19 protein-coding genes are annotated in these 20,289 nt (G+C 73.7%); 7 read left to right on the top strand and 12 right to left on the bottom strand.

The annotated features are described in order from the left end of the window. Positions 1-99 precede the first annotated feature (99 nt). A complete protein-coding gene (locus ABZ719_RS13940; protein ID WP_366725418.1) occupies positions 100-1,509 on the top strand; it encodes a nucleobase:cation symporter-2 family protein in 1,410 nt (469 codons plus the stop codon). Positions 1,510-1,632: 123 nt separating this feature from the next. On the opposite strand, the gene ABZ719_RS13935 is transcribed toward ABZ719_RS13940, so the two are convergent. From ABZ719_RS13935 to ABZ719_RS13920, 4 genes are all read right to left on the bottom strand, one after another. Beyond that, complete coding sequence (locus ABZ719_RS13935) at positions 1,633-2,271, bottom strand: hypothetical protein (RefSeq protein ID WP_366725417.1); 639 nt, start codon at positions 2,269-2,271, stop codon at positions 1,633-1,635. Positions 2,272-2,384: 113 nt separating this feature from the next. Further along, positions 2,385-2,990 carry a histidine phosphatase family protein gene (locus tag ABZ719_RS13930; protein ID WP_366725512.1) on the bottom strand — a complete coding sequence of 202 codons (606 nt, stop codon included), beginning with the start codon at positions 2,988-2,990 and terminating at the stop codon, positions 2,385-2,387. A gap of 344 nt (positions 2,991-3,334) precedes the next feature. Then, a complete protein-coding gene (locus ABZ719_RS13925; RefSeq protein ID WP_366725416.1) occupies positions 3,335-3,541 on the bottom strand; it encodes a DUF397 domain-containing protein in 207 nt (68 codons plus the stop codon). Continuing rightward, a complete protein-coding gene (locus tag ABZ719_RS13920; RefSeq protein WP_366725511.1) occupies positions 3,538-4,392 on the bottom strand; it encodes a helix-turn-helix transcriptional regulator in 855 nt (284 codons plus the stop codon). Before ABZ719_RS13920 ends, ABZ719_RS13925 begins: the two co-directional genes overlap by 4 nt. A gap of 166 nt (positions 4,393-4,558) precedes the next feature. Between ABZ719_RS13920 and ABZ719_RS13915 the strand changes: the two genes are divergently transcribed. Continuing rightward, complete coding sequence (locus ABZ719_RS13915) at positions 4,559-5,011, top strand: ATP-binding protein (RefSeq protein ID WP_366725415.1); 453 nt, start codon at positions 4,559-4,561, stop codon at positions 5,009-5,011. Positions 5,012-5,022: 11 nt separating this feature from the next. Here the strand turns inward: ABZ719_RS13915 and ABZ719_RS13910 are convergent, their stop codons facing one another. After that, positions 5,023-6,231: a pyridoxal phosphate-dependent aminotransferase gene (locus tag ABZ719_RS13910; protein ID WP_366725414.1), complete on the bottom strand. Its 1,209-nt coding sequence runs from the start codon at positions 6,229-6,231 to the stop codon at positions 5,023-5,025. Positions 6,232-6,312: 81 nt separating this feature from the next. Between ABZ719_RS13910 and ABZ719_RS13905 the strand changes: the two genes are divergently transcribed. Next, entirely contained in the window at positions 6,313-6,939 is a 627-nt protein-coding gene (locus ABZ719_RS13905) for a winged helix-turn-helix transcriptional regulator (protein WP_366725413.1), read from the top strand. Between the two features lie 235 nt (positions 6,940-7,174). Here the strand turns inward: ABZ719_RS13905 and ABZ719_RS13900 are convergent, their stop codons facing one another. From ABZ719_RS13900 to ABZ719_RS13890, 3 genes are read right to left on the bottom strand one after another with little or no spacing between them, the layout of a single operon-like run. Beyond that, entirely contained in the window at positions 7,175-8,002 is an 828-nt protein-coding gene (locus tag ABZ719_RS13900; RefSeq protein WP_366725412.1) for a hypothetical protein, read from the bottom strand. Beyond that, positions 8,002-9,267 carry a VWA domain-containing protein gene (locus ABZ719_RS13895; protein WP_366725411.1) on the bottom strand — a complete coding sequence of 422 codons (1,266 nt, stop codon included), beginning with the start codon at positions 9,265-9,267 and terminating at the stop codon, positions 8,002-8,004. The genes ABZ719_RS13900 and ABZ719_RS13895 overlap by 1 nt, the downstream gene beginning before the upstream one ends. A 9-nt stretch (positions 9,268-9,276) precedes the next feature. Next, positions 9,277-10,830, bottom strand: a complete 1,554-nt coding sequence (locus tag ABZ719_RS13890) for an IucA/IucC family protein (protein ID WP_366725410.1) — start codon at positions 10,828-10,830, stop codon at positions 9,277-9,279. A 100-nt stretch (positions 10,831-10,930) separates the two neighbouring features. Here ABZ719_RS13890 and ABZ719_RS13885 point away from each other — a divergent pair, with 100 nt between their 5' ends. From ABZ719_RS13885 to ABZ719_RS13875, 3 genes are all read left to right on the top strand, one after another. Next, positions 10,931-12,523, top strand: coding sequence for an IucA/IucC family protein (locus ABZ719_RS13885; RefSeq protein WP_366725409.1), 1,593 nt, complete (start codon positions 10,931-10,933; stop codon positions 12,521-12,523). 128 nt (positions 12,524-12,651) lie between these two features. Beyond that, entirely contained in the window at positions 12,652-13,812 is a 1,161-nt protein-coding gene (locus ABZ719_RS13880) for a pentapeptide repeat-containing protein (protein ID WP_366725408.1), read from the top strand. Between the two features lie 234 nt (positions 13,813-14,046). Beyond that, positions 14,047-14,970: a HipA family kinase gene (locus ABZ719_RS13875; RefSeq protein ID WP_366725407.1), complete on the top strand. Its 924-nt coding sequence runs from the start codon at positions 14,047-14,049 to the stop codon at positions 14,968-14,970. A gap of 150 nt (positions 14,971-15,120) precedes the next feature. Here the strand turns inward: ABZ719_RS13875 and aceB are convergent, their stop codons facing one another. Both aceB and ABZ719_RS13865 read right to left on the bottom strand, forming a co-directional pair. Further along, on the bottom strand, positions 15,121-16,746 hold the full coding sequence (gene aceB / locus ABZ719_RS13870; RefSeq protein ID WP_366725406.1) for a malate synthase A: 1,626 nt from the start codon (positions 16,744-16,746) through the stop codon (positions 15,121-15,123). A 184-nt stretch (positions 16,747-16,930) separates the two neighbouring features. Beyond that, positions 16,931-17,539 carry a nucleotidyltransferase family protein gene (locus ABZ719_RS13865; protein ID WP_366725405.1) on the bottom strand — a complete coding sequence of 203 codons (609 nt, stop codon included), beginning with the start codon at positions 17,537-17,539 and terminating at the stop codon, positions 16,931-16,933. A 144-nt stretch (positions 17,540-17,683) separates the two neighbouring features. Here ABZ719_RS13865 and ABZ719_RS13860 point away from each other — a divergent pair, with 144 nt between their 5' ends. Further along, positions 17,684-18,013 carry a DUF5955 family protein gene (locus ABZ719_RS13860; RefSeq protein WP_366725404.1) on the top strand — a complete coding sequence of 110 codons (330 nt, stop codon included), beginning with the start codon at positions 17,684-17,686 and terminating at the stop codon, positions 18,011-18,013. Between the two features lie 101 nt (positions 18,014-18,114). Here the strand turns inward: ABZ719_RS13860 and ABZ719_RS13855 are convergent, their stop codons facing one another. Together ABZ719_RS13855 and ABZ719_RS13850 are read right to left on the bottom strand one after the other, a co-directional pair. Further along, positions 18,115-18,753 carry a response regulator transcription factor gene (locus ABZ719_RS13855; protein ID WP_366725403.1) on the bottom strand — a complete coding sequence of 213 codons (639 nt, stop codon included), beginning with the start codon at positions 18,751-18,753 and terminating at the stop codon, positions 18,115-18,117. Next, positions 18,750-20,249: a histidine kinase gene (locus ABZ719_RS13850; RefSeq protein ID WP_366725402.1), complete on the bottom strand. Its 1,500-nt coding sequence runs from the start codon at positions 20,247-20,249 to the stop codon at positions 18,750-18,752. The genes ABZ719_RS13855 and ABZ719_RS13850 overlap by 4 nt, the downstream gene beginning before the upstream one ends. Positions 20,250-20,289 lie beyond the last annotated feature (40 nt).

The raw sequence follows: 20,289 nt of genomic DNA, 5'->3' as shown, positions 1-20,289 counted from the left end.
TCCAGGAGCCCGCCACGGTCCCGCACGACCACCGCACCACGCACCACCTCCTTGACACCCACGTCAGAGCCGACGTGAAAACCGACCGGAGGAGCCGCCGTGACCGCACAGCCCGTCGACGAGAAACTGGTCCACCCAGTCGACGAGAAACTTCCCGCCCTGAAGATGGCGACCAGCGGCCTGCAGCACGTCGCCGCCATGTACGCGGGTGTCGTCGCCCCACCCCTGATCGTCGGCGCGGCCATCGGCCTGTCCGCCTCCGACCTCACCTTCCTCACCGGCGCCTGCCTGTTCACCGCGGGCCTCGCCACCTTCCTGCAGACCCTCGGCATCTGGAAGATCGGCGCCCGGCTGCCCTTCGTCAACGGCGTCACCTTCGCCGGTGTCGCCCCGATGACCGCGATCGTCGCCTCCACCAAGGACAAGTCCGACGCGCTGCCGGTCATCTTCGGCGCCGTGATCGTCGCAGGACTCCTCGGCTTCCTCTTCGCCCCCCTGTTCTGCAAGGCCATCCGCTTCTTCCCGCCGGTCGTCACCGGCAGCGTGATCACCCTCATCGGCGTCTCCCTGCTCCCCGTCGCCTTCGGCTGGGCCCAGGGCCCGAATCCGGCCGCCCACGACTACGGGTCCGCGACCAACCTGACCCTGGCCGGCATCACCCTGGCCCTGGTCCTGCTGCTGCGCCGCTTCACCCGCGGCTTCGTCAAACAGATCGCCGTGCTGATCGGCCTGGTGGCGGGCACCGTCATAGCGATACCGTTCGGTGCGACGGACTTCAGCCCGGTCGCCGACGCCCAGGTCGTCGGCTTCCCCACCCCCTTCCATTTCGGGGGCCCGCAGTTCCAGCTCGCCGCGATCCTGTCCATGTGCGTGGTGATGGTCGTCTGCATGACCGAGTCCACCGCGGACATGCTCGCGCTCGGCGAGATCGTCGAACGCCCGGCCGACGAGAAGACCATCGCCGCCGGCCTGCGCGCCGACACCCTCGGCTCCGCCCTCAGCCCCCTGTTCAACGGCTTCATGTGCAGCGCCTTCGCACAGAACATCGGCCTGGTCGCCATGACCCGTATCCGCAGCCGTTACGTGGTCGCGGCCGGCGGCGGCTTCCTGGTCCTGATGGGCCTGTGCCCGACGGCCGCCTCCCTCATCGCCGTCGTGCCGCGTCCGGTGCTCGGCGGCGCGGGCGTGGTGCTGTTCGGCTCGGTCGCCGCGAGCGGCATCCAGACCCTGGTGCGGGCCGGTCTCGACAAGGACAACAACGTCCTGATCGTCGCCGTGTCGCTGGCCGCCGGCATCATCCCGATCACCGCCCCGGAGTTCTACCACGCCTTCCCCGAGACGGCCCGCATCGTCCTGGACTCGGGCATCTCCACGGGCTGCGTGGTGGCCGTCCTGCTGAACCTGCTCTTCAACCACATCGGCAAGGGCCGCGACGCGGAGGACGTCACCCACCCGATGGAGGCGGGCACGGACCTCGCGGAGGCGGCCCACCCGGCCGCCGCACACTGACGGCGACGCCCCGGAGGGGCAGGGCACCGGCAGGCCTGCCCGTGCCCTGCCCCTCCAGGCGTACGTCGCCGGCCGGTCACGCCGGCCCCCCCCGGGTCACCCCCGTCATGCCGCACACGTCCCTCACGCCCGGCGCGGGGACGCCAGCAGGTACCGCACCCGCGTCCGCGGCTCGGTGCACTCCCCGGCCTGCCACCCCGCACGCTCCAGCGTGAGCGCGCAGCCCCGCAGGAACTCCGCGTCCGGCGCGTACACGGCGACCGCCTCGGGCTGCGGCGTCTCCCGCACCCGGTAGCCGTCGGCCGCGGGCCCCGCCGGACGGTGCCCGGCCGCCTCCAGGGCCAGCGCGGCGGCCCGCACCAGATGCGCCCGCTCCCAGCCGCACGGCCGATCGACCGCACCGTCCGGATTGGTCATCCGGCGCAGCTCGAGGAGGCCCTGCCAGGCGCTGTGCACCTCACGGCCGCGCGCGGCGGAGTCGTCCGCCGCGGCCTCCTCCGCACCGCCGGTTCGGGCGGAGAACACACCGGCGGGTGAGGGCCGCGCGACCGCCTCGGCACAGTCCGCGGACGCGGGCTCCGCCTGCCGTATCCGGTGCCCGGCCGGGGTCAGGAAGTGGTCGTGCGGCGGACGCGGATGGCGGAAGGCCAGCCCACGCTTCACCAGCGCCGCGAGCTGCGCGTCCGTGCCCCGCAGCCGTCCGGTCACCGGATCGGCGTCGTCGATGACGCGCCGCTGCGCGGCGGTCGGCGGTCGTGTCACGGCGCCCTCCCTCCCCGAGTCGCCCGGACGGCCTGACCGAGCGGACCGTGAAGACCGCGCTCCAGGCCCACTCGAAGACTACGGCCCGGGTCTGACAACGCCCCCGGGCGTGCTCAGGACGGCGCGGGCGGGCGGATGTTCCAGCCCGCGACCACCGGCCGGTCGTGTTCCGTGCCCAGCCGGCACACCGTGCCCGTGGCCAGCTGGAAGAGCGCGCCCGAGGACGGGGGCAGGCCGAGGCGCCGGGCGGTGAGCACCCGCAGGAAGTGTCCGTGGGCCACCAGCAGCACAACCCCCTCGGTGTTGGCGAAGGCGGCGTCCACCTTGGCCAGCATCCGGTCGGCGCGCTCCCCGACCTGCTCCACGCTCTCCCCGGGATGCTCCGGCGGCCCCGGCGCCACCCCGTCGGTGAACAGGAACCAGCCGGGCCGGGTGCGCTGGATCTCGGGGGTCGTGACGCCCTCGTAGCCGCCGTAGTCCCACTCCCGCAGGTCCGGGTCGACACGGGCGTCCGTGATCCCGATCAGTTCGGCCGTCTCCCGGGCCCGCTGGAGCGGACTGACGAACGCGGCGCCGATCCGGTGCGAGCGGATCAGCGGCACCAGCCGCCGCGCCTCCTGGCGCCCCTGCTCGGTGAGCGGCACGTCCGTCCGGCCGGTGTGCCGGCCGGACCGCGACCACTCGGTCTCCCCGTGCCGGACGAGAAAGAGATCACCCACGCCCGCCGTCCCTTCCCGCGCCGCGTGCCTCCTCAGCACCGTGTCACACGCGGGCGGCGGCCCGCAGGACGGACTGGGCCAGACGGCCGTTCTCGGGCGAGGCGCCCTGCCCCGGCGGCTGTTGCCGAAGGCGACCAGATCGGTCGGCTCGGGGGCGTGCGCGTTGAACGCGATCCCGGCGACACTGTCCGGTGCCACGGCACGCGCCGCCAGCAGCTCCACCTCCTCGGGCGTGGGCTCCAGCGGCAGCACCTCGCGCCACCTCGGCTCCAGCGCCTCGGGGAACCCGGCGTAGAAGTCGAGCCCGTACGGCGCGCGCACCCGCTCCTCGTACCACTGCCTCGTCAGTGATCGGTGGCGTACGAGATGAACGCTGCCCACCCTTGCGGCCGGAAACTGAGCTGAGGGCTCTGCCTGTCCTTCGAGTCGCGTACGTGGATGGTCTTCGGTGCAAAGGCGACCTCGACGCAGGCAGCGCCGTCGGGGTTGCTGTGGCTGCTCTTGAACCACCGCAGCTCGGTGCCGTCACCGGCCAGGGGCTTCACGCTCATGTCTCTCCCAGCAGTTTCTCGATGTAGGCCAGCGACTCTCGGGGCGTGAGGGCCTGAGCCCGGATGATCCCATAGCGCAGTTCAAGGATCTGGATCTCCCTGCGGTCCGAGATCAACCGACTGACGAGTTGGATGTCGCTGTGCCCCACGGTGGTGCCTTCCTTCAGCCGCAGCAGGTGGAAGGGGCCGTCGAGACCGGCGTTGTCCTCGCAAGCCAGGGGCAACACTTGGATCTCCACGTTTCGCTTCTGTCCGGCCTCCAACAGCCGTTCGAGCTGACGGCGCAGCACCATTCTGCCTCCGACCGGGCGCCGCAGGGCAGCCTCATCGTGCACGAAGCTGAAAGCCGGGATCATCTGCTTCCCGTCCAGTACCCTCTGCCGTGCCAGCCGTGCAGCGACCAGCCGTTCTACGTCCTCCTCCGAGAAGGCAGGGCGCCGCGACGCGAACACGGCCCGCAGGTACTCCTCCGTCTGCAACAGCCCATTGACCACCGAGTTGTCGTAGGCGCAGATCTCCACCGCCTCGGCCTCCAGCTTGGCCAGGTCGCGGACCTTTTTCGGGTAGCGGGCCTCCTCCACGTCCTTGCTGAGCGCGGCGATCACTCCGCCGGCGTCCAGCACCCGGTCCGCCGCTTCCAGGAACTGGGGTTTCGGTGTCCGCCGCCCCCGTTCCACCGCGGAGGCCTGCTCCTCGCTGTAGCCGATGGCCGCGCCCAACTCCGCCTGCGTGAGGCCCTGCCGTTCGCGGAACTTCTTGACCACCTTGCCGACGGTCCGCAGGACGGCCGCCGACTCCTCGTCCTCCGAGCCCGTTTCCAGCCCGTCACCGTTCTGTGGCCCCTGCCCCATCCCGCCCACGCTCCGACTCCTTGGTGTGTTGTCCGATCCCAACGCCGCCAGGGGCCCTCGCGTCACGCGTCGCCGCCCGGACAGGCCCGGACGAGGGCCGGACAGCGACGCTGAGTACGACCTCCATGACTGCACAGCGTAGTGACGACCGGCCACGCTGGGTGACATGAACGCCGATACCGCCCGCTCGACCGCTCCCGCCGCCCACTTCGCCATCCGCCTGTCGGCCACGGCCAGAGGCGCCCGCCTCGCCCGCCGCCTGACGGCGCACCAACTCGACGACTGGGGCTGGCCGTACGACACGGAGGCGAACCGGACGGCCGCTCTGCTCGTCGCCGAACTCGCCGCGAACGCGGTGCAACACGGCGGGGTGAGGGGCCGCGATTTCCGCCTGCGGCTCACGCTCCACCCCGCCGGTCCCGTCCCCGCACTGCGCATCGAGGTCACGGACCCACGCCCGGAGCGGCGCCCGCCCGGTCCCGGCACGCTCCCGCCGCCGTCCCCCGACGCGGAGTTTGGCCGCGGCCTCCTCCGCGTCGAGGCACTGGCGAGCCACTGGGGGACGGTGTGCGCGGACCCGTACACGAAGACCGTCTGGTGCGAGACCGTGCTCGCGTGAGTGCCGGCCGGCTACTGGTGGTACCCGCCCAGGAACCGTCCGATCCTGCTGATCGCCGTGTCCAGGACGTCCGCGTGCGGGAGGGTGAGGATGCGGAAGTGGTCCGGGGCGGGCCAGTTGAAGCCGGTTCCCTGGACGATCTGGATCTTTTCGCGCAGGAGGAGGTCCAGGACGAACTTCTCGTCGTCGTGGATCTCGTGGACGGCCGGGTCGAGGCGGGCGAAGGCGTACAGGGCGCCCTTGGGCTTCACGCAGGAGACGCCGGGGATCTCGTTCAGCTTGCGCCAGGCCACGTCGCGCTGCTCGTGCAGCCTTCCGCCGGGCACGGTCAGGCCGCGGATGGACTGGCGGCCGCCCAGCGCGGCCTGGATGGCGTACTGCGCCGGGGCGTTGGGGCACAGGCGCATGGAGGCCAGCATCGTCAGGCCCTCCAGGTAGTCCTTCGCGTGCCGGCGGGGGCCGGTCACGACCAGCCAGCCGGAGCGGAAGCCCGCCACGCGGTACGTCTTCGACAGGCCGCAGAAGGTCAGGACCACCAGGTCGGGCGCGAGCGCGGCCGTCGAGTGGTGCACGGCGTCGTCGTAGAGGATCTGGTCGTAGATCTCGTCGGCGAAGACCATCAGGCCGTGCCGGCGGGCGAGTTCGAGGATGCCCTCCAGGACCTCCTTCGGGTAGACGGCGCCCGTCGGGTTGTTCGGGTTGATGATCACCACCGCCTTGGTGCGGTCGGTGATCTTCGACGCCATGTCGTCCAGGTCCGGGTACCAGTCGGCCTGCTCGTCGCACAGGTAGTGGACCGCCTTGCCGCCGGCCAGCGTCGTCACGGCGGTCCACAGCGGGTAGTCCGGCGCGGGGATCAGGACCTCGTCGCCGTCCTCCAGCAGGGCCTGGACGGCCATGGACACCAGTTCCGAGACGCCGTTGCCGAGGAAGACGTCGTCGACGCCGACCTCCAGGCCCCGTTCCTGGTAGCGCTGGGCGACCGCCCGGCGGGCGGAGAGGACGCCGCGCGAGTCCGTGTAGCCGTGCGCCCGCGGGAGCATCCGGATCATGTCCTGGACGATCTCCTCCGGCGCCTCGAAGCCGAAGAGCGCCGGGTTGCCCGTGTTCAGGCGCAGCACGCTGTGGCCCGCCTCCTCCAGCGCGTTGGCGTGCTCGATCACCGGGCCGCGGATCTCGTAACAGACCTCGTTGAGCTTGCTCGACTGCCGGAACTCCATGCGTCCCTCCGGTTCTTGGTGACGCTTGGTTTTACCAAGTACGAGCTTGGAAAGTCCAACAACATGTCTAGACTGCGTCGCATGTCACCTCGCCGAAGCTACGACCAGTACTGTTCCGCCGCCCGCGCGCTCGACGCCGTCGGCGACCGCTGGACCCTGCTGATCGTGCGGGAACTGCTGGCCGGTCCCCGCCGCTACACGGATCTGCACGCCGATCTGCCGGGGGTGAGCACCGACGTCCTCGCCTCGCGGCTCAAGGACATGGAGCGGGACGGGCTGGCGAGCCGGCGCAGGCTGCCGCCGCCCGGCGCCGCCTTCGTCTACGAACTCACCCCGCGCGGCCGTGACTTGCTGCCCGTGCTCCAGGCGCTGGGGGAGTGGGGGCAGGCCGAGCTGGGCGAGCCGCGGCCCACCGACGCCGTGCGCGCGCACTGGTTCGCGCTGCCCCTGCTGCGGGCGCTGGACGGCGAGGGGCTGGTCGAGGTGGTGCTGGAGGAGGGCGTCTTCCACCTGTACGCCGGCGGCAGGGAGCGGGTCCCGTACGGCGACGGGCCCGCTCCCCGCGAACCCGACGCCCGGCTGACGCTCGACTCCCCGGCCTGCGTGGCCGTGGCGCGCGGGGAAGCGGAACTCCTGGAAGCGGTGCGCGACGGCCGGGTGACGGTGACCGGCGACGGTCCGCTGGCCAAGGCCCTGCGGGAGGCGTGAGGGCGAGGCGGCGGCACCGGTGACGCCGACGGCGCGGGGGCAACCGGTGCCTGCTGCCTGCCGCGTCCGTGACTCGGGAGGCGGCCGGCGCCGGCACCGGGGGCAGGAGCCGGGGGTGTGGGCGGCACCTGTGGCTCGGTGATGCCCGCGGCGGATGCGGCGAAGGCCCGCCTCCGAGGGGGCGGGCCTTGCCGGTACCGGGAGTTGATGTCCCGTCAGGTGGGGCGGTGTGCGGTCAGGCGCCCGGCGGTACCCGCGACGGCCGCCCGGAGCCCCGGGTCAGCGCGTACCCGCCGATGCCCGCGAGCGCGGCCAGCACCGCGCCGATCCCGGTCCACACCCACCGGTCGGACCACCAGCCCGAGGACCAGCCGTCGTCGGGCTCGATGCTGGAGAGCACGGCCGGCTTCTTCGTCGCCGAACCGTCCCCGCTGCCCGAACCGGCCTCGTCCTGCTGGGACTTGACCGCGATGCCCGGCACCAGCGGCTTCGCCAGCGAGCCGTCCACGGCCGCCGCGCCGCCGATGTGCTTGGAGTCGGCCTTCACCTCGGCGCTCACCGGCAGGCCCAGGTCCGAGGGCTGCAGGCCGACCACCGTGAGCCGGACGTAGTACGTGCCCGGCAGCGGGTCGTTGGCCCACGGCTCCGCCCAGGCGCGGACGGTACGCAGGACGCAGGCCAGCTCGACGGAGGGCGTGCCGGCCTCGGCGGTCCGCGTCTGGGCGCCGTACTGGCACGACTGGCGGCGCCGCAGACCGTCGTAGACGTCGAGCTGCCAGGTCTGGGTGGTGTGCTTGTCGGGCAGCTTCACCGTGGCGTGGACCGTGGGCCGCTGCCCGGCGTCCGCCGGGAACGACCAGTACAGGTAGTCGCCCGTGGAACCGGTCGCGGTGGCCTGCTGCCCCTGCTCGATCTCGGTCGCCGTACGGAAGGAGGTGCCCGCCTGGGTGGGGGCCTTGCCGTCGCCGGACGGGCTCGCGGACGGGGAGGAGTCGGCCGCCGCGGGGGCCGCCGCCAGTCCCAGTGCCAGCAGCGCGGCACCGAACGCACGTGTGAGACGCATCAGTTGGTCCTCCAGATCGCCACGCGCCAGCGCGACAGCCAGCCCCAGACCAGTCCGGCGAGGAAGCCGACCAGTACCAGGACGCCGAGCAGCCACCAGCCGCGGCCCAGTCCGAACGCCGCCACGTCATGCGCCTTGCCCGGGGCGCCCACGACGTCGACGGTCAGCTCCAGCGGCAGGCCCGGCGTCGTCTTGACGCCGTCCGCCGCGGCGAAGGAGTTGGTGACCTGCAGGCACACCGTCTCCGCCGGGGCGTTGTCGTCGTCGCTCTTCGCCTTCGGGTAGCGCAGGCCGGTGGAGACGACGTCGGTGCGGCCGGTGCCGGCCGCCTCGCCGCGCACGATCTCCCGGCCGTGCACGGTCACCGCCCGCAGCAGCACCCCGTAGTCGGGCCGCACGGTGCGGTCGTCGGCGACGCTGACCGCGGCCCGCAGCTCCTGGCCCGGGTTCACGTCCACCCGGTACCAGCGCTGCTGCCCGAACTCCTCGCGGTCGGTGTACAGGCCGGACTTGAGCGCCGGCGCCTTGGCGCAGTCGGCCGCGCCCTCGGTGGCGACCGGGGTCACCACGGGATCGGCGGCCCGGTCGACCAACTGGCCCACCCGGTCGGAGAGTTCCTCCTTGTGCCGGACGGAGGTGTAGGTGCCGCCGGTGGCGTCCGCGATGCAGCTGAGCTGGTCGCGGGTCTTGGCGTCCGGGACCAGGCCGAGCGTGTCGATGGTCAGTCCGATGCCCTGGGCCGCGATCTCACGCGCCACCTCGCACGGGTCCAGCGGCTGGCAGGTGTCCTCGCCGTCGCTGATCAGGACGATACGGCGGGTGCCGTCGCCGCCCTTGAGGTCGGCCGCCGCCTTCTGCAGCGCGGGGCCGATCGGAGTCCAGCCGGTCGGCGCGAGCGTGGCCACCGCCGTCTTCGCCTCGGTGCGGTTCAGCGGGCCGACCGGGTAGAGCTGCGCGGTGTCCTTGCAGCCTGTCTTGCGGTCCTCGCCACGGTAGTTGGCGCCCAGGGTCCGGATGCCGAGCTGGACCTCCTCCGGGGTGGCGTCGAGCACCTCGTTGAACGCCTGCTTGGCCGCGGCCATCCGCGACCCGCCGTCTATGTCCCGTGTGCGCATGGAACCGCTGACGTCCAGGACGAGTTCGACCTTCGGCGCGGCCGTGCCGTCCGGCTCGTCGGCGACCGCACCGGCGGGAAAGGCCATCCCGGCCGTCAGGGCGGCGAGCAGAGCACAGACTCCTGCCGCCAGCCGTTGTCTTGTGATCATCGGCGGATCCTATTGATCAGAACGGGGTGGGACCAAAACGAGCGGGTTGGGCAGACCCGTCCACAGGTCCCCGGCGTGCCCGGGGGACAGCCGCATCAGCGTCAGCGCCTTGGCGGGCAGCGGCTCCTCGGTCAGGGCCCGGGAATCGGCGGTGCGCGGCAGGCCGCGTACGGCGCTCTCCAGCGCGGCGCGCAGGGCCGGTCCCGACCCCGCCGTCCCGGCCAGCGCGCCCGCCACCAGTGAGCCGAACAGTTTGCGGCGCAGCGCCCTCGGGTCGTCGGTGAGGTTGCGGGCGGGCAGGCCGGGGACGGGGATGCCGTGCCCGGCCAGGCGGGCGGGGCTCACCCTGATGTCGGCGAGGTCGCGGTAGACCAGGCGCAGCGGGGTCCCGTCGCCGGACAGCACGACCAGCAGGTTCTGGCCGTGGGCCTCCAGGGCCACGCCCAGCTCCAGCAGACGCAGCCCCACGGTGAGCGCGAGGCGGGCGAAGCCGGCCAGCCACGTGGGCGAGTCGGCCAGGCCGGTGACGGGCAGGGCCGCCACCGGCACGACGTGCTCGCCGGAGGCCGTGTACGTCTGCGGCGGCTCGCGCCACAGGGCCGCCAGGTCCGGGGAGCGGGCGGTGGCGGCGCCGAGCGTACGGGTGATGTGGAGCAGGCCGCCGGCGCGGCCCACCAGGTCCTCCGCGAAGGCCGACAGGGCGGCCGACGCCGCCACCGAACCGACCGAGATGTCCCGCACCGAGGACGTCAGCCGGGCCGACAGCGCGGTCTTGACGTGCGGGCCGCCCGGCAGGGCCAGGGTGCGCAGCGACATCAGCGGGTGAGCGGGGAGACCGGCGCCCTCGGCGGGCCGCTCGAGCACGTGCTCCGCCTGCCACGGGTGCACCGGGATCAGCAGCCGCCCGCCGTCCCGCAGTTCCTCCGGCCACACCCCGCTCACCAGGCACTCCCGCACCGGGACGGGCACCAGCCCCAGCTCCACCACGGGCCGGTGCTCGGGCCCGTACGCGAACTGCTCGGCCACCGAGAATCCGGGCCGGGAACGGCAGTTGGGGTGGAACGGGTGCCCGTCGACCACCCCCTGCTCCCACTCCCACTCCCGGTCCGCGGCAGGCCACGAGTCAGCGGGGACCGGCGGGACGAGGGCTCCGGCACCGGCCGGCTGACCGGCCCGGGACAGGGCCAGCGAGGCGACGCTGTGCGCCAGTTCGGCCGCGAACGCGTCACCGTGCGGCACCCCCAGCGCGGCCGTCAGCCGCGCCGGGTCGTCGTACGCCGTGCCGTCCAGGCGCACCGAGGCGACGTACGCGGACGTGGCGTACGGGTCCGCAGGCGGCCCCTGCAGCACCCGGCCGTCGGACAGCCGCAGCACCAGCGCGTCCCCTTCCCGCCGCCGGCCGGTGATCCACGGCAGCGGCTCGTGGGCGAGCCCCCGCCACAGCCGGGTCAGCACGGACGCCCGGGCGCCGCTCAGCTCGCGCGCGTACCGTGGGACCAGGCCGGGCCGCACCACGGCCAGTTCCTCGCCGATCTCGGCCTCGGCGGTCGGGAAACGGTGCACGGTCGGGCTCCTCGGGTACGGATCGGGGGGCGCGGGCGTCACGGTAGCGCGCCGGACGGACATACTGATCACCCTCGCACCGTGTGGACGTACGGAACGAATGGAACGCATGGAGCCGACGCCCCCCGCCGACGACACGGCGGCACCCCCCACCGACCGCGTCGCGACACCGCGCACCCGGGCGCCGGCGGTGCCCGGCCGTGCCGCGGCACCCCCGACCGACGATGTCGCCGCGCGCGCCGACGCCTACGCTGCCGCGCCCCTGCTGAACTGCCTCGTCCGCGAGGTGGCCCGGCGGTGCCCGGATGCCGGGGGACGGCAGGTGTACCGGCTGCCGGGCGGCGGGCGGCTGCTGCGCGTGCGCGGCGGGCGGCGGCCCGCCGGGCCCGAGGTGTTCGCCGCCGGCCGCTGGCAGCGCGTCGGCCACGCCGAACTGGTCAAACTCGCCGCCGACGAACTGCGCCGCCACACCGGTGTGACCAACGACGAACTGCCCGCCGAGATGATCGACAGCCGGGAGGCGGTCGCGGCGCTGCTCGCCGCCCGCGACCGCGCGACGCCGCCCGAGGACCTGTACACCCGCTCCGAGCAGTCCCTCGTCACCGGTCACCCGTACCACCCGGCGCCCAAGGCGCGCGGGGGCGGGCCGGTCACCTCCTGGCTGCCGTACGCGCCGGAGGCGTACGCCCGCTTCCCGCTGGAGCTGCTCGCGGTGCGCGCCGACCAGGCGGTCGAGGAAGGCGACACCTCGGCGCTGGACGCCCTCGGTCAGGCCCCGCCCGGCTACCGGCTGCTGCCCGCCCACCCGTGGCAGCTCGGCCTGGTGGGCGGCGGCCTCGCCGAAGCGTTCGCGGACGGCCGGCTGCTCCGGCTCGGCACGACCGCCTGGGACGTGCGGCCCACCGCGGCGGTCCGCACCGTCCACGCCCCGGACGCCGACCTGTTCCTGAAGTTCAGCCTGGACGTGCGCATCACCAACGACGTACGCCGGCTGTGGCGGCACGACCTGCTGAGACTGCGCCGCACCGACGCGGCGGCCACGGCCGCCCTCGCGGCGGCCGGCGGCCCGGCGGCCTGGCTGAGCGACCGCGGCTACCGCACCGCCGCCTTCGCCTTCGAGGAACTGGCCGTCGTGGTCCGCGACGGGACGGGCCGGCACCTGCTGCCGGGCGCGACCCCGCTGCTCGCCGCCGCCCTGGCCGAGGGGTTCTGCGGCAACCCGCTGGACGGTCCGCTGGATCCGGCGGTGTGGTGGGGGGCGTACCTGCGCCAGGTAGTGCCACCGGCCCTCACCGCCTTCGCCCGGCACGGTGTGGTCCTGGAGGCGCACCTGCAGAACTCCCTGGTCGCCGTCGACGTCCGCGGCCTGCCCGTGCAGGCGCTGTTCCGGGACGCGGAGGGCGTGAAACTCCTGTCCGACGTGGACCGGGCGGCCGGCTGGGAACGGCTGGTGTACTGCCTGGTCGTCAACCACCTCACCGAGATCGCCGCGGCCCTGGCCGAACGCCGGCCCGGCTTCGACCCGTGGCCCGCCGTGCGCGGCGAACTGGCCCGCCACGACCTGCCGGAGATCCCCGCTCTGCTCAGCGCCCCGACACTGCCCGGCAAGACCAACCTGCTGCTGCGCTGGACGGGCGCGGACGGCGCGGACGCCCGCTACCGTCCCCTGCCGAACCCGCTGGCCGGCGGCTAGCTGCTAGCGGGTTCGGCAGGAGGCGGACCCGATGCCCGCCCCGGCCGGATGGCGGGCGGGGTCGGGAAGCAGGTCAGGCCGTTGCCGTGTCGCGGGCCGGCGGCGCACCGCACTAGGCTCTCGTGCCCATGGAGACGGGGGAGACAGACCGCGGACGGCGCGCATGGCACGACGGGCCGGTCAGGCGTCGTGCGGCCGCGGGTCTGCTGGCCGGTGCGGGGCTGGTCGCTCTGGGCACCGTGTTCGTCGTACTGCCGGGGGTGGTGGTCGACCACGATCTCGCCGGGGCGAGCGTCGCCGCGCAGGACCGGCTGAAGGCGGTCAACGATGTCCGTACGACGCTTCTGCAGGTGGCCGGCGGCCTGGTCGTGCTGTTCGGCGCGTACGCCACCTGGCGGCAACTGCGGGTGAGCCAGGACGGATTGCGCGCCACCCAGGAGGGTCACGTCACCGACCGGTTCAGCCGGGCCGTCGACCAGCTCGGCAGCGACAAGCTGGATGTGCGCATCGGCGGGCTGCACGCGCTGTGGCGGATCGCCGAGCAGTCCGCCCGCGACCGGGAGGCCGTCATCTCCATCCAGGCCGCGTATCTGCGGACCCACCTGCCCTGGCCACCCGCCGGGCCTCCCGCACCGGCCGCGGACGTGTCCATCAACGACATCGCACCCCTGGAGACCCGCGCCGCCGACGCCCAGGTGGCGCTGACCGCGCTCGGCGTGCTGTGCCGGCAGCGGGAGCAGTCGTGGGTCAATCTCAGCATCACCGACCTGCGCCGGGCCGACTGCGACGGACTGTGGTTCCCCGAGGTCAACTTCGACCGTGCCTGCCTGGAGGCGGCCGGCCTGTACCACGCCAATCTGACCCAGGCGTCCCTGGTCTCGGTCAACCTGCGGCACGCCGACCTCACGACGGCGATTCTGCGCCGGGCGCGCTGCGTGCTGGCCGACCTGCGGGCCGCGAAGCTGGTCGAGACCGACTTGCGCGACGCCGACTTCACCGAGAGCGACCTGCGCGAGGCGAACCTGCGCAAGGCCGCCGCCCACGGCGCGGTCCTGCGGCGGGCCGACCTCCGCATGGCCGACTTGCGCGGCACCGACCTGCGGACCGCCGACCTCGCCGAAGCACGCCTGACCGGCGCCCTCGCCAGTGAGCACACCCGCTGGCCGGCCGGCTTCGACCACACGGCCGCCGGAGTCGTCGACACCGAGGACCCCGGACCCGAGCCCTCGCCCCTGCTCCAGCCGCCCGGGATGACGAGGCAGGCACCGCCGCTGCGGTCCACCCCCTGATGACCAGGGCCTTCACCCGCCGCCTGTCACGCTCGGTTACTATGCTCACTTCATGCCGGAGGTCACGAGCAAGGGCCGCAGTGCCGTCGAGGGACTGCTGGGAAGACGGGGAGCGAGCGTGCCGGTCGAAACCCCGCGGACTCTCCCCAGGGCCGGTCTGCCCGTACTCCTGGAGTGCAGCGTCTTGGAGGTGGCCGTGGACTTCGAGGCCGGCGAGCGACGGGACCTTCGGACATGTTGAGAGAGGTCACCGCGACCCGCTACATCGAGCCTCTGCGCTCCGGCGGCTCCGTCCCCGGGGTCGTCGAGGCCGACGACCTCGGCACGTACGTCGTCAAGTTCACCGGCAGCGCGCAGGGGCGAAAGGCGCTGGTCGCCGAGGTGATCGTCGGGGAGCTGGCACGGGCCCTCGGCCTGCGGTTCCCGGAGCTGGTCCTGGTGCACTTCGACCCGGCGATCGCCGCGCACGAGGTCCATCAGGAGGTGCGGGACCTGCACGGCGCCAGTGCCGGGGTCAACCTCGGGATGGATCATCTGCCGGGGGCGCGGGACTTCACCCCCGAGGTCGCGCAGTCGTTCCGGGTGGATCCGCTGGAGGCCGGCCGGATCGTCTGGCTGGACGCGCTGACGGTGAACGTCGACCGTACCGTGCACAGTTCCAACCTGATGATCTGGCCGACGCTCGGCGTCGTGCCCCCGCGCCTGTGGCTCATCGACCACGGCGCGGCGCTCGTCTTCCACCACCGCTGGGACCTGACCGCGCCCGAGAAGGCGTACGACTTCCGCCACCACGCGCTCGGCCGGTACGCGCCCGACGTGCGCGCGGCCGACGCCGAGCTGGCGCCGCGGGTGACCGAGACGCTGCTGCGCGAGATCGTGGCCCGGGTGCCGGACGCCTGGCTGAGCGAGGAGCCGGGGTTCGCCACGGCCGAGGAGGTGCGCGAGGCCTACGTCGGCCATCTGCACGCCCGCGCGCGGGCCTCGGCGGCCTGGCTGCCCACCGACTTCCCCGGCGGGGAGGAACTGGCCGCCGAGGAGGCCCGGCGCGCGGCGCGGACGCGGCAGGGGCGGCCGGACTGGCTCAAGCGGGTCCCGGACCTGCACGGCAAGCCCTCGGCGGAGCAGGACTGGTCCGTCCACCTGGGCCGGGAGGGCTGACGGACTGGTCCCGGCGAGGTGACGGGCAGGTCCCGGTGGGCTGACGGGCTCCTCCGGGCGAGGTGACCGGTCCGGGCGGGGCGACGGACGGGTCGGAGCGCGAAGCGGCCCCGGGAACACCTCTCCCGGGGCCGTCCGCTCGTCCGGCCGTCAGCCCTTGAGCTGCTGGTACGCCGGCAGCGTCAGGAAGTCGGCGTAGTCCGCGTCGAGGGAGACCTGGAGCAGCAGGTCGTGGGCCTGCTTCCAGTGACCGGCGGCGAAGGCGTCGTCGCCGATCTCCTCACGGATCTTGTCCAGTTCCTCGGCGGCGACCTTGCGGGCCAGCTCCGGCGTGGCCTTCTCGCCGTTCTCGAACTCTACACCCGCGTTGATCCACTGCCAGATCTGGGAGCGGGAGATCTCGGCGGTGGCCGCGTCCTCCATGAGGTTGAAGATGGCGACCGCGCCGAGGCCGCGCAGCCACGCCTCGATGTAACGGATGCCCACCTGCACGGCGTTGACCAGACCCGCGTACGTCGGCTTGGCGTCCAGCGAGTCGATCGCGATCAGGTCGGCCGCCTTGACGTCGACGTCCTCGCGCAGCCGGTCCTTCTGGTTGGGCTTGTCGCCCAGGACCTTGTCGAAGGACTCCATCGCGATCGGCACCAGGTCGGGGTGGGCGACCCAGGAGCCGTCGAAACCGTCGCCGGCCTCGCGGTCCTTGTCGGCGCGGACCTTCTCGAAGGCCACCTTGTTGACCTCGGCGTCCCGGCGGGAGGGGATGAACGCCGCCATGCCGCCGATCGCGTGCGCGCCGCGCTTGTGGCAGGTGCGCACCAGGAGTTCGGTGTACGCCCGCATGAACGGGGCGGTCATCGTGACCGCGTTGCGGTCCGGCAGGACGAACTTCTCGCCGCCGTCACGGAAGTTCTTGACGATGGAGAACAGGTAGTCCCAGCGGCCCGCGTTCAGACCGGAGGCGTGGTCGCGCAGCTCGTAGAGGATCTCCTCCATCTCGTACGCGGCCGTGATCGTCTCGATCAGGACGGTGGCACGGACGCTGCCCTGCGGGACGCCGACGTAGTCCTGGGCGAAGACGAAGATCTCGTTCCAGAGGCGGGCCTCCAGGTGCGACTCCGTCTTGGGCAGGTAGAAGTACGGGCCCTTGCCGAGGTCCAGCAGGCGCTGGGCGTTGTGGAAGAAGTACAGGCCGAAGTCGACGAGGGCGCCGGGGACCTGCTTGCCGTCGGCGTCGGTGAGGTGGCGCTCGTCGAGGTGCCAGCCGCGCGGGCGCATGACGACGGTCGCCAGCTCCTCGGCCGGGCGCAGGGCGTAGGACTTGCCGGACCTCGGGTCGGTGAAGTCGATGCTGCGGGTGTAGGCGTCGATCAGGTTGAGCTGGCCGAGGACGACGTTCTCCCAGGTGGGGGCGGAGGCGTCCTCGAAGTCGGCGAGCCAGACCTTCGCGCCCGAGTTCAGCGCGTTGATGGTCATCTTCCGGTCGGTGGGACCGGTGATCTCGACCCGGCGGTCGTTCAGGGCCGCGGGGGCCGGGGCGACCTTCCAGGAGTCGTCCGCGCGGATCGCGGCCGTCTCCGGGAGGAAGTCGAGACGGGAGGTGCGGGCGATCTCGGCGCGGCGCTCCGCACGGCGGGCGAGGAGTTCGTCGCGGCGCGGCGTGAACCGCCGGTGCAGCTCCGCCACGAAGGCGAGCGCCGCGTCGGAGAGGACCTCCTCCTGCCGGGGCAGGGGCTCGGCGTCGACGATGGCCAGCGGGGACGGCGCTGGTGCGGACATGAGCTGTCACTTCCTTCAGCGGTGGCACCGGGTGCCAAGGCGTACGAATGGGGTGATTCGCACCCGCTGTGCGGTCGGGTGCTTCTGATCAGTGGATAGTAGTTTCCTCATCGTGGAACTTCAATGGTTTGTTGATGTCGAGATTCTCTGAGTCGAGGAAAGGTGTCGCTCGGTGCCACCCCGTTCACTCCAGGTGGCACAGATCCGCCTCCGTGTCGATGTCGTACGCCTGCGCGACGTCCGCGCACTCGACCAGGGTGATCAGCCCGGCGTGCTCCTTCAGGTAGTCGCGTGCCCCCCGGTCCCCGCCCGCACTCGCCGCGACGCCCGCCCAGTGCGCCGCACCGAACAGCACCGGGTGCCCGCGCACCCCGTCGTAGGCCGCCGAGACCAGCGACCTCTCGTCCCGGAACGCCGCCCGCACCCGGCGAGCCGCCTCGGCGCCGATGCCGGGCTGGTCGACCAGCGAGACCAGCACCGCCCGTGCCCCCGAACCCGCGAGCGAGTCCAGCCCGGCCCGCAGCGACGAGCCCATGCCCTGCTCCCACCCGGGGTTCTCCACGAGCACGCAGCCCTCCAGCCGCGCCCGCTCCCGTACGTCCCCCGCCCGCGCGCCCAGGACGACGTGCACGCGCGTGCATCCCGCCGCCCGGAGCACCCCGACCGCGTGTTCGACCAGCGGGCGGCCCCGGTGGGTGAGCAGAGCCTTGGGCCGGCCGCCGAGCCGCCGTCCGCCGCCGGCGGCCAGGACCAGGCCGGCGACCTCGTCGTCCATGTCGTCCACAGGTGTCATGTGTCCTGCATACCTGACGGCCCGTCGCCCGTGCCCGGCGCGCGGGGCTGAATTTCGGTCCGTACGGTGGCGCACCGCGCCCCGGGTGGCGTTTACTGACCCGCGTCCGGGGACGGCGCACGACGACGTGCGAGGGGGAGGGCTGTGTTGCGGAGCTTGGGACAAAGAGCGGTGACCGGCAGCGGAGAGGACCCGAGGGTGGCGGAACTGCGCACCGCCGTGTCCCGGTTACGCCGTGAACTCGCCGCCCACCCCCGGGACTTCCCGGACCGTGCCATAGCCGAGGACGAACTCGCCTCGCTCGCCGCGATGGCCGCCCACGGCACCCCCGAGGTTCCCCGGCTGCGCCGCTCCCTGCTGCTGATCGCCGGTTCCATAGGTTCGGTCAGCGCCCTCCGGTCCGGCCTCGCGGAGGTGCGCGCCGCGGTGGACATGTTCGGGCCGCCACCGCCACCGACGCCGCCGGTGCGCTGAGCCGGGACGGGCCCGACCCCGGACCGGTTCACGGGGTGCCCGCCGGCGCTCGCCCGCCGGCCCCGGCGGCTCCGTGACGGCTCGCCGCGCGGAGCCGTGCGTCAGGGCCTGCGGCGCCGGATGAGCCCCTGCTCGGTGGCGGCCGCGACCGCCGCCGTACGCGACTCCACGCCCAGCTTGGCGTACACGTGCACCAGGTGGGACTTCACCGTGGCCTGGCTCAGGAACAGACGCTTGCTGATCTCCAGGTTGGACAGACCGTCGCGCACCAGTTCCAGCACCTCCAGCTCGCGGCGGCTGAGCGCGGCGGCCGGCGCCCGCATCCGGTCCATCAGCCGGTGCGCGACCGCCGGGGCCAGCGCCGAACGGCCGGAGGCCGCGGTCCGCACCGCCGCGGCCAGCTCGTGCGGTGGCGCGTCCTTCAGCAGGTAGCCCGCCGCACCGGCCTCCACGGCCGCGAGGATGTCCGCGTCGGTGTCGTACGTGGTCAGGACCAGGACCCGCGGCGCGCCGGACCGCGCGGTGATCGCCGCCGTCGCCTCCGTGCCGTGCGCGCCGCGCGGCCCGAACTGGAGATCCATCAGCACCACGTCGAACCCGCCCGTGGCGGCCAGCTCCACGGCGCGCTCCGCCGTGGACGCCTCCCCGGCGATCTCGAAGTCGGGTTCGGCGGACAGGACGGCCTTCAGACCCGCGCGCACCACGGGATGGTCGTCGGCCAGCAGCAGCCGGATCGTCACGCGCCGCCTCCCGCGCCACGGGCGGCCGGGTAGGGCAGGGTGACCGCCACCGCCGTGCCCTGCCCGGGCGCGGACTCCACCGCGAACGTGCCGCCCAGCGCCTCTGCGCGCGAGCGCATCGCGGGCAGCCCGAAACCGCCGCCCGCCACCGCGCCGTCACTCTCCGCGGCGCCTCGGTGCGCCGCCGCGAGCCGGTCTTCAGCCGTGCCGCGGTCCGCCGCCGCACCGTGGCCTTCAGCCGCACCGCCGTCCGCCTGCGTACCGTGGTCGGCCGACCTGCCGCCCGTCGCGGGGCCTGCCCCGCCGCCCGCGGCCGCACCGCCGTCCCTCGCGAGGTCCGCCCCGCCGCCCGCGGCAGCGCCCGCCGTGCCTCCGGCCGTCACCCTCGCGCCCGCTGCCCCCGCAGTCCCCGTCACCCCCGCCGCGCCGGCCGTCCGTACCGCCCCGGCTGTCCGTACCGCCCCCGCGCCGGCCGCCGCCCCCGCGTCCGGGGCGAAGCCCACCCCGTCGTCGACCACGTCCAGTGCCACCGCCGTGTCCATGAAGCTGAGGGTGACCTCCGCGCGGGCGGCGCGGGCGTGCCGCAGGGTGTTGCCGAGCGCCGACTGCGCGATCCGCAGCAGCGCCACCTCGTACGGGGTGGGCAGCCCGGCCGGGGCGCCGCTGACCGAGAAGCGGACCACCGGCGGGGCCGCCACGCGCGAGCAGAGCCGCTCCAGCGCGCCGGTCAGCGAGCCGTGCTCCAGGTCCGGCGGCGTCAGGGCACGCACGAAACGGCGGGCCTCGGCGAGGTTGTCCTGCGCGGTGGCGCGGGCCTGCTCGATGTGGGCCGCGGCCGGCGAGTCGCCGGGGATCCCGCGCTGGGCCGCGCGCAGCAGCAGCTGGATGCTGGACAGGCCCTGGGCGAGCGTGTCGTGGATCTCCCGGGCCAGCCGCTCCCGCTCCGCGAGCGTGCCGGCCGCGCGCTCCGCGTCGGCCAGCTCGGCCCGGGTGGCCACCAGTTCCTCGATCAGCTCACGGCGCCGTTCGCTCTCCCGGTACAGGGCCTCGTAGCCGAGGACCGTGGCCACGGCCACCGCCGCGCCGAGCAGCGGACCGATGAACACGCCCGCGCTGACGTGTTCCCCGTGACCGGTGAATCCGGCGATCGCCGCCGCCGCGGTCGCCGCGACGGCGGGCAGTCCCCAGCGGGCCGGGAGCAGGTGCAGGTGCAGGAAGTACAGCGGGAAGGCCGCCCAGACGGCCTCGGGGGAGAACGCGAGGAGCACCAGCCAGGCCGCGCTCAGGACCGCCAGCCACACCGCCGAGCGGCGCCGGGAGCGGCGCACCGCCGGGCTCAGCGCGCCGAGGGCGAACACCGCGCCCGTGCCGAGCGCCGCCGCCACCGTCGCGGGGCCGCCGGCGCGGAGGGCGGCGAGCGCGAGGAGCCCGGCGAACAGCGCGTACAGGCACAGCCGCAGGGTGACGACGACGGGGGAGTGCGGGCGGACGTCCATGACGGACCCAGCGTAAGCGGGCGGTGCGCGGGACCGGTCA

The sequence above is a fragment of the Streptomyces sp. NPDC006743 genome, from assembly GCF_040703815.1.
GTDB lineage: Bacteria > Actinomycetota > Actinomycetes > Streptomycetales > Streptomycetaceae > Streptomyces.
The sequence above is the reverse complement of the archived record's forward strand: the minus strand, read 5'-3'. Positions and strand labels throughout refer to the sequence as shown.

Coding starts and splice junctions, on each gene's coding strand:
- ABZ719_RS13905 (WP_366725413.1), top strand. CDS start 6,313: ATGTCACCTCGCCGAAGCTACGACCAGTACTGTTCCGCCGCCCGCGCG.
- ABZ719_RS13915 (WP_366725415.1), top strand. CDS start 4,559: ATGAACGCCGATACCGCCCGCTCGACCGCTCCCGCCGCCCACTTCGCC.
- ABZ719_RS13925 (WP_366725416.1), bottom strand. CDS start 3,541: ATGAGCGTGAAGCCCCTGGCCGGTGACGGCACCGAGCTGCGGTGGTTC.
- ABZ719_RS13920 (WP_366725511.1), bottom strand. CDS start 4,392: ATGGGGCAGGGGCCACAGAACGGTGACGGGCTGGAAACGGGCTCGGAG.
- ABZ719_RS13895 (WP_366725411.1), bottom strand. CDS start 9,267: ATGATCACAAGACAACGGCTGGCGGCAGGAGTCTGTGCTCTGCTCGCC.
- ABZ719_RS13850 (WP_366725402.1), bottom strand. CDS start 20,249: ATGGACGTCCGCCCGCACTCCCCCGTCGTCGTCACCCTGCGGCTGTGC.
- ABZ719_RS13875 (WP_366725407.1), top strand. CDS start 14,047: ATGTTGAGAGAGGTCACCGCGACCCGCTACATCGAGCCTCTGCGCTCC.
- ABZ719_RS13885 (WP_366725409.1), top strand. CDS start 10,931: ATGGAACGCATGGAGCCGACGCCCCCCGCCGACGACACGGCGGCACCC.
- ABZ719_RS13900 (WP_366725412.1), bottom strand. CDS start 8,002: ATGCGTCTCACACGTGCGTTCGGTGCCGCGCTGCTGGCACTGGGACTG.
- ABZ719_RS13880 (WP_366725408.1), top strand. CDS start 12,652: ATGGAGACGGGGGAGACAGACCGCGGACGGCGCGCATGGCACGACGGG.
- ABZ719_RS13865 (WP_366725405.1), bottom strand. CDS start 17,539: ATGACACCTGTGGACGACATGGACGACGAGGTCGCCGGCCTGGTCCTG.
- ABZ719_RS13910 (WP_366725414.1), bottom strand. CDS start 6,231: ATGGAGTTCCGGCAGTCGAGCAAGCTCAACGAGGTCTGTTACGAGATC.
- aceB (WP_366725406.1), bottom strand. CDS start 16,746: ATGTCCGCACCAGCGCCGTCCCCGCTGGCCATCGTCGACGCCGAGCCC.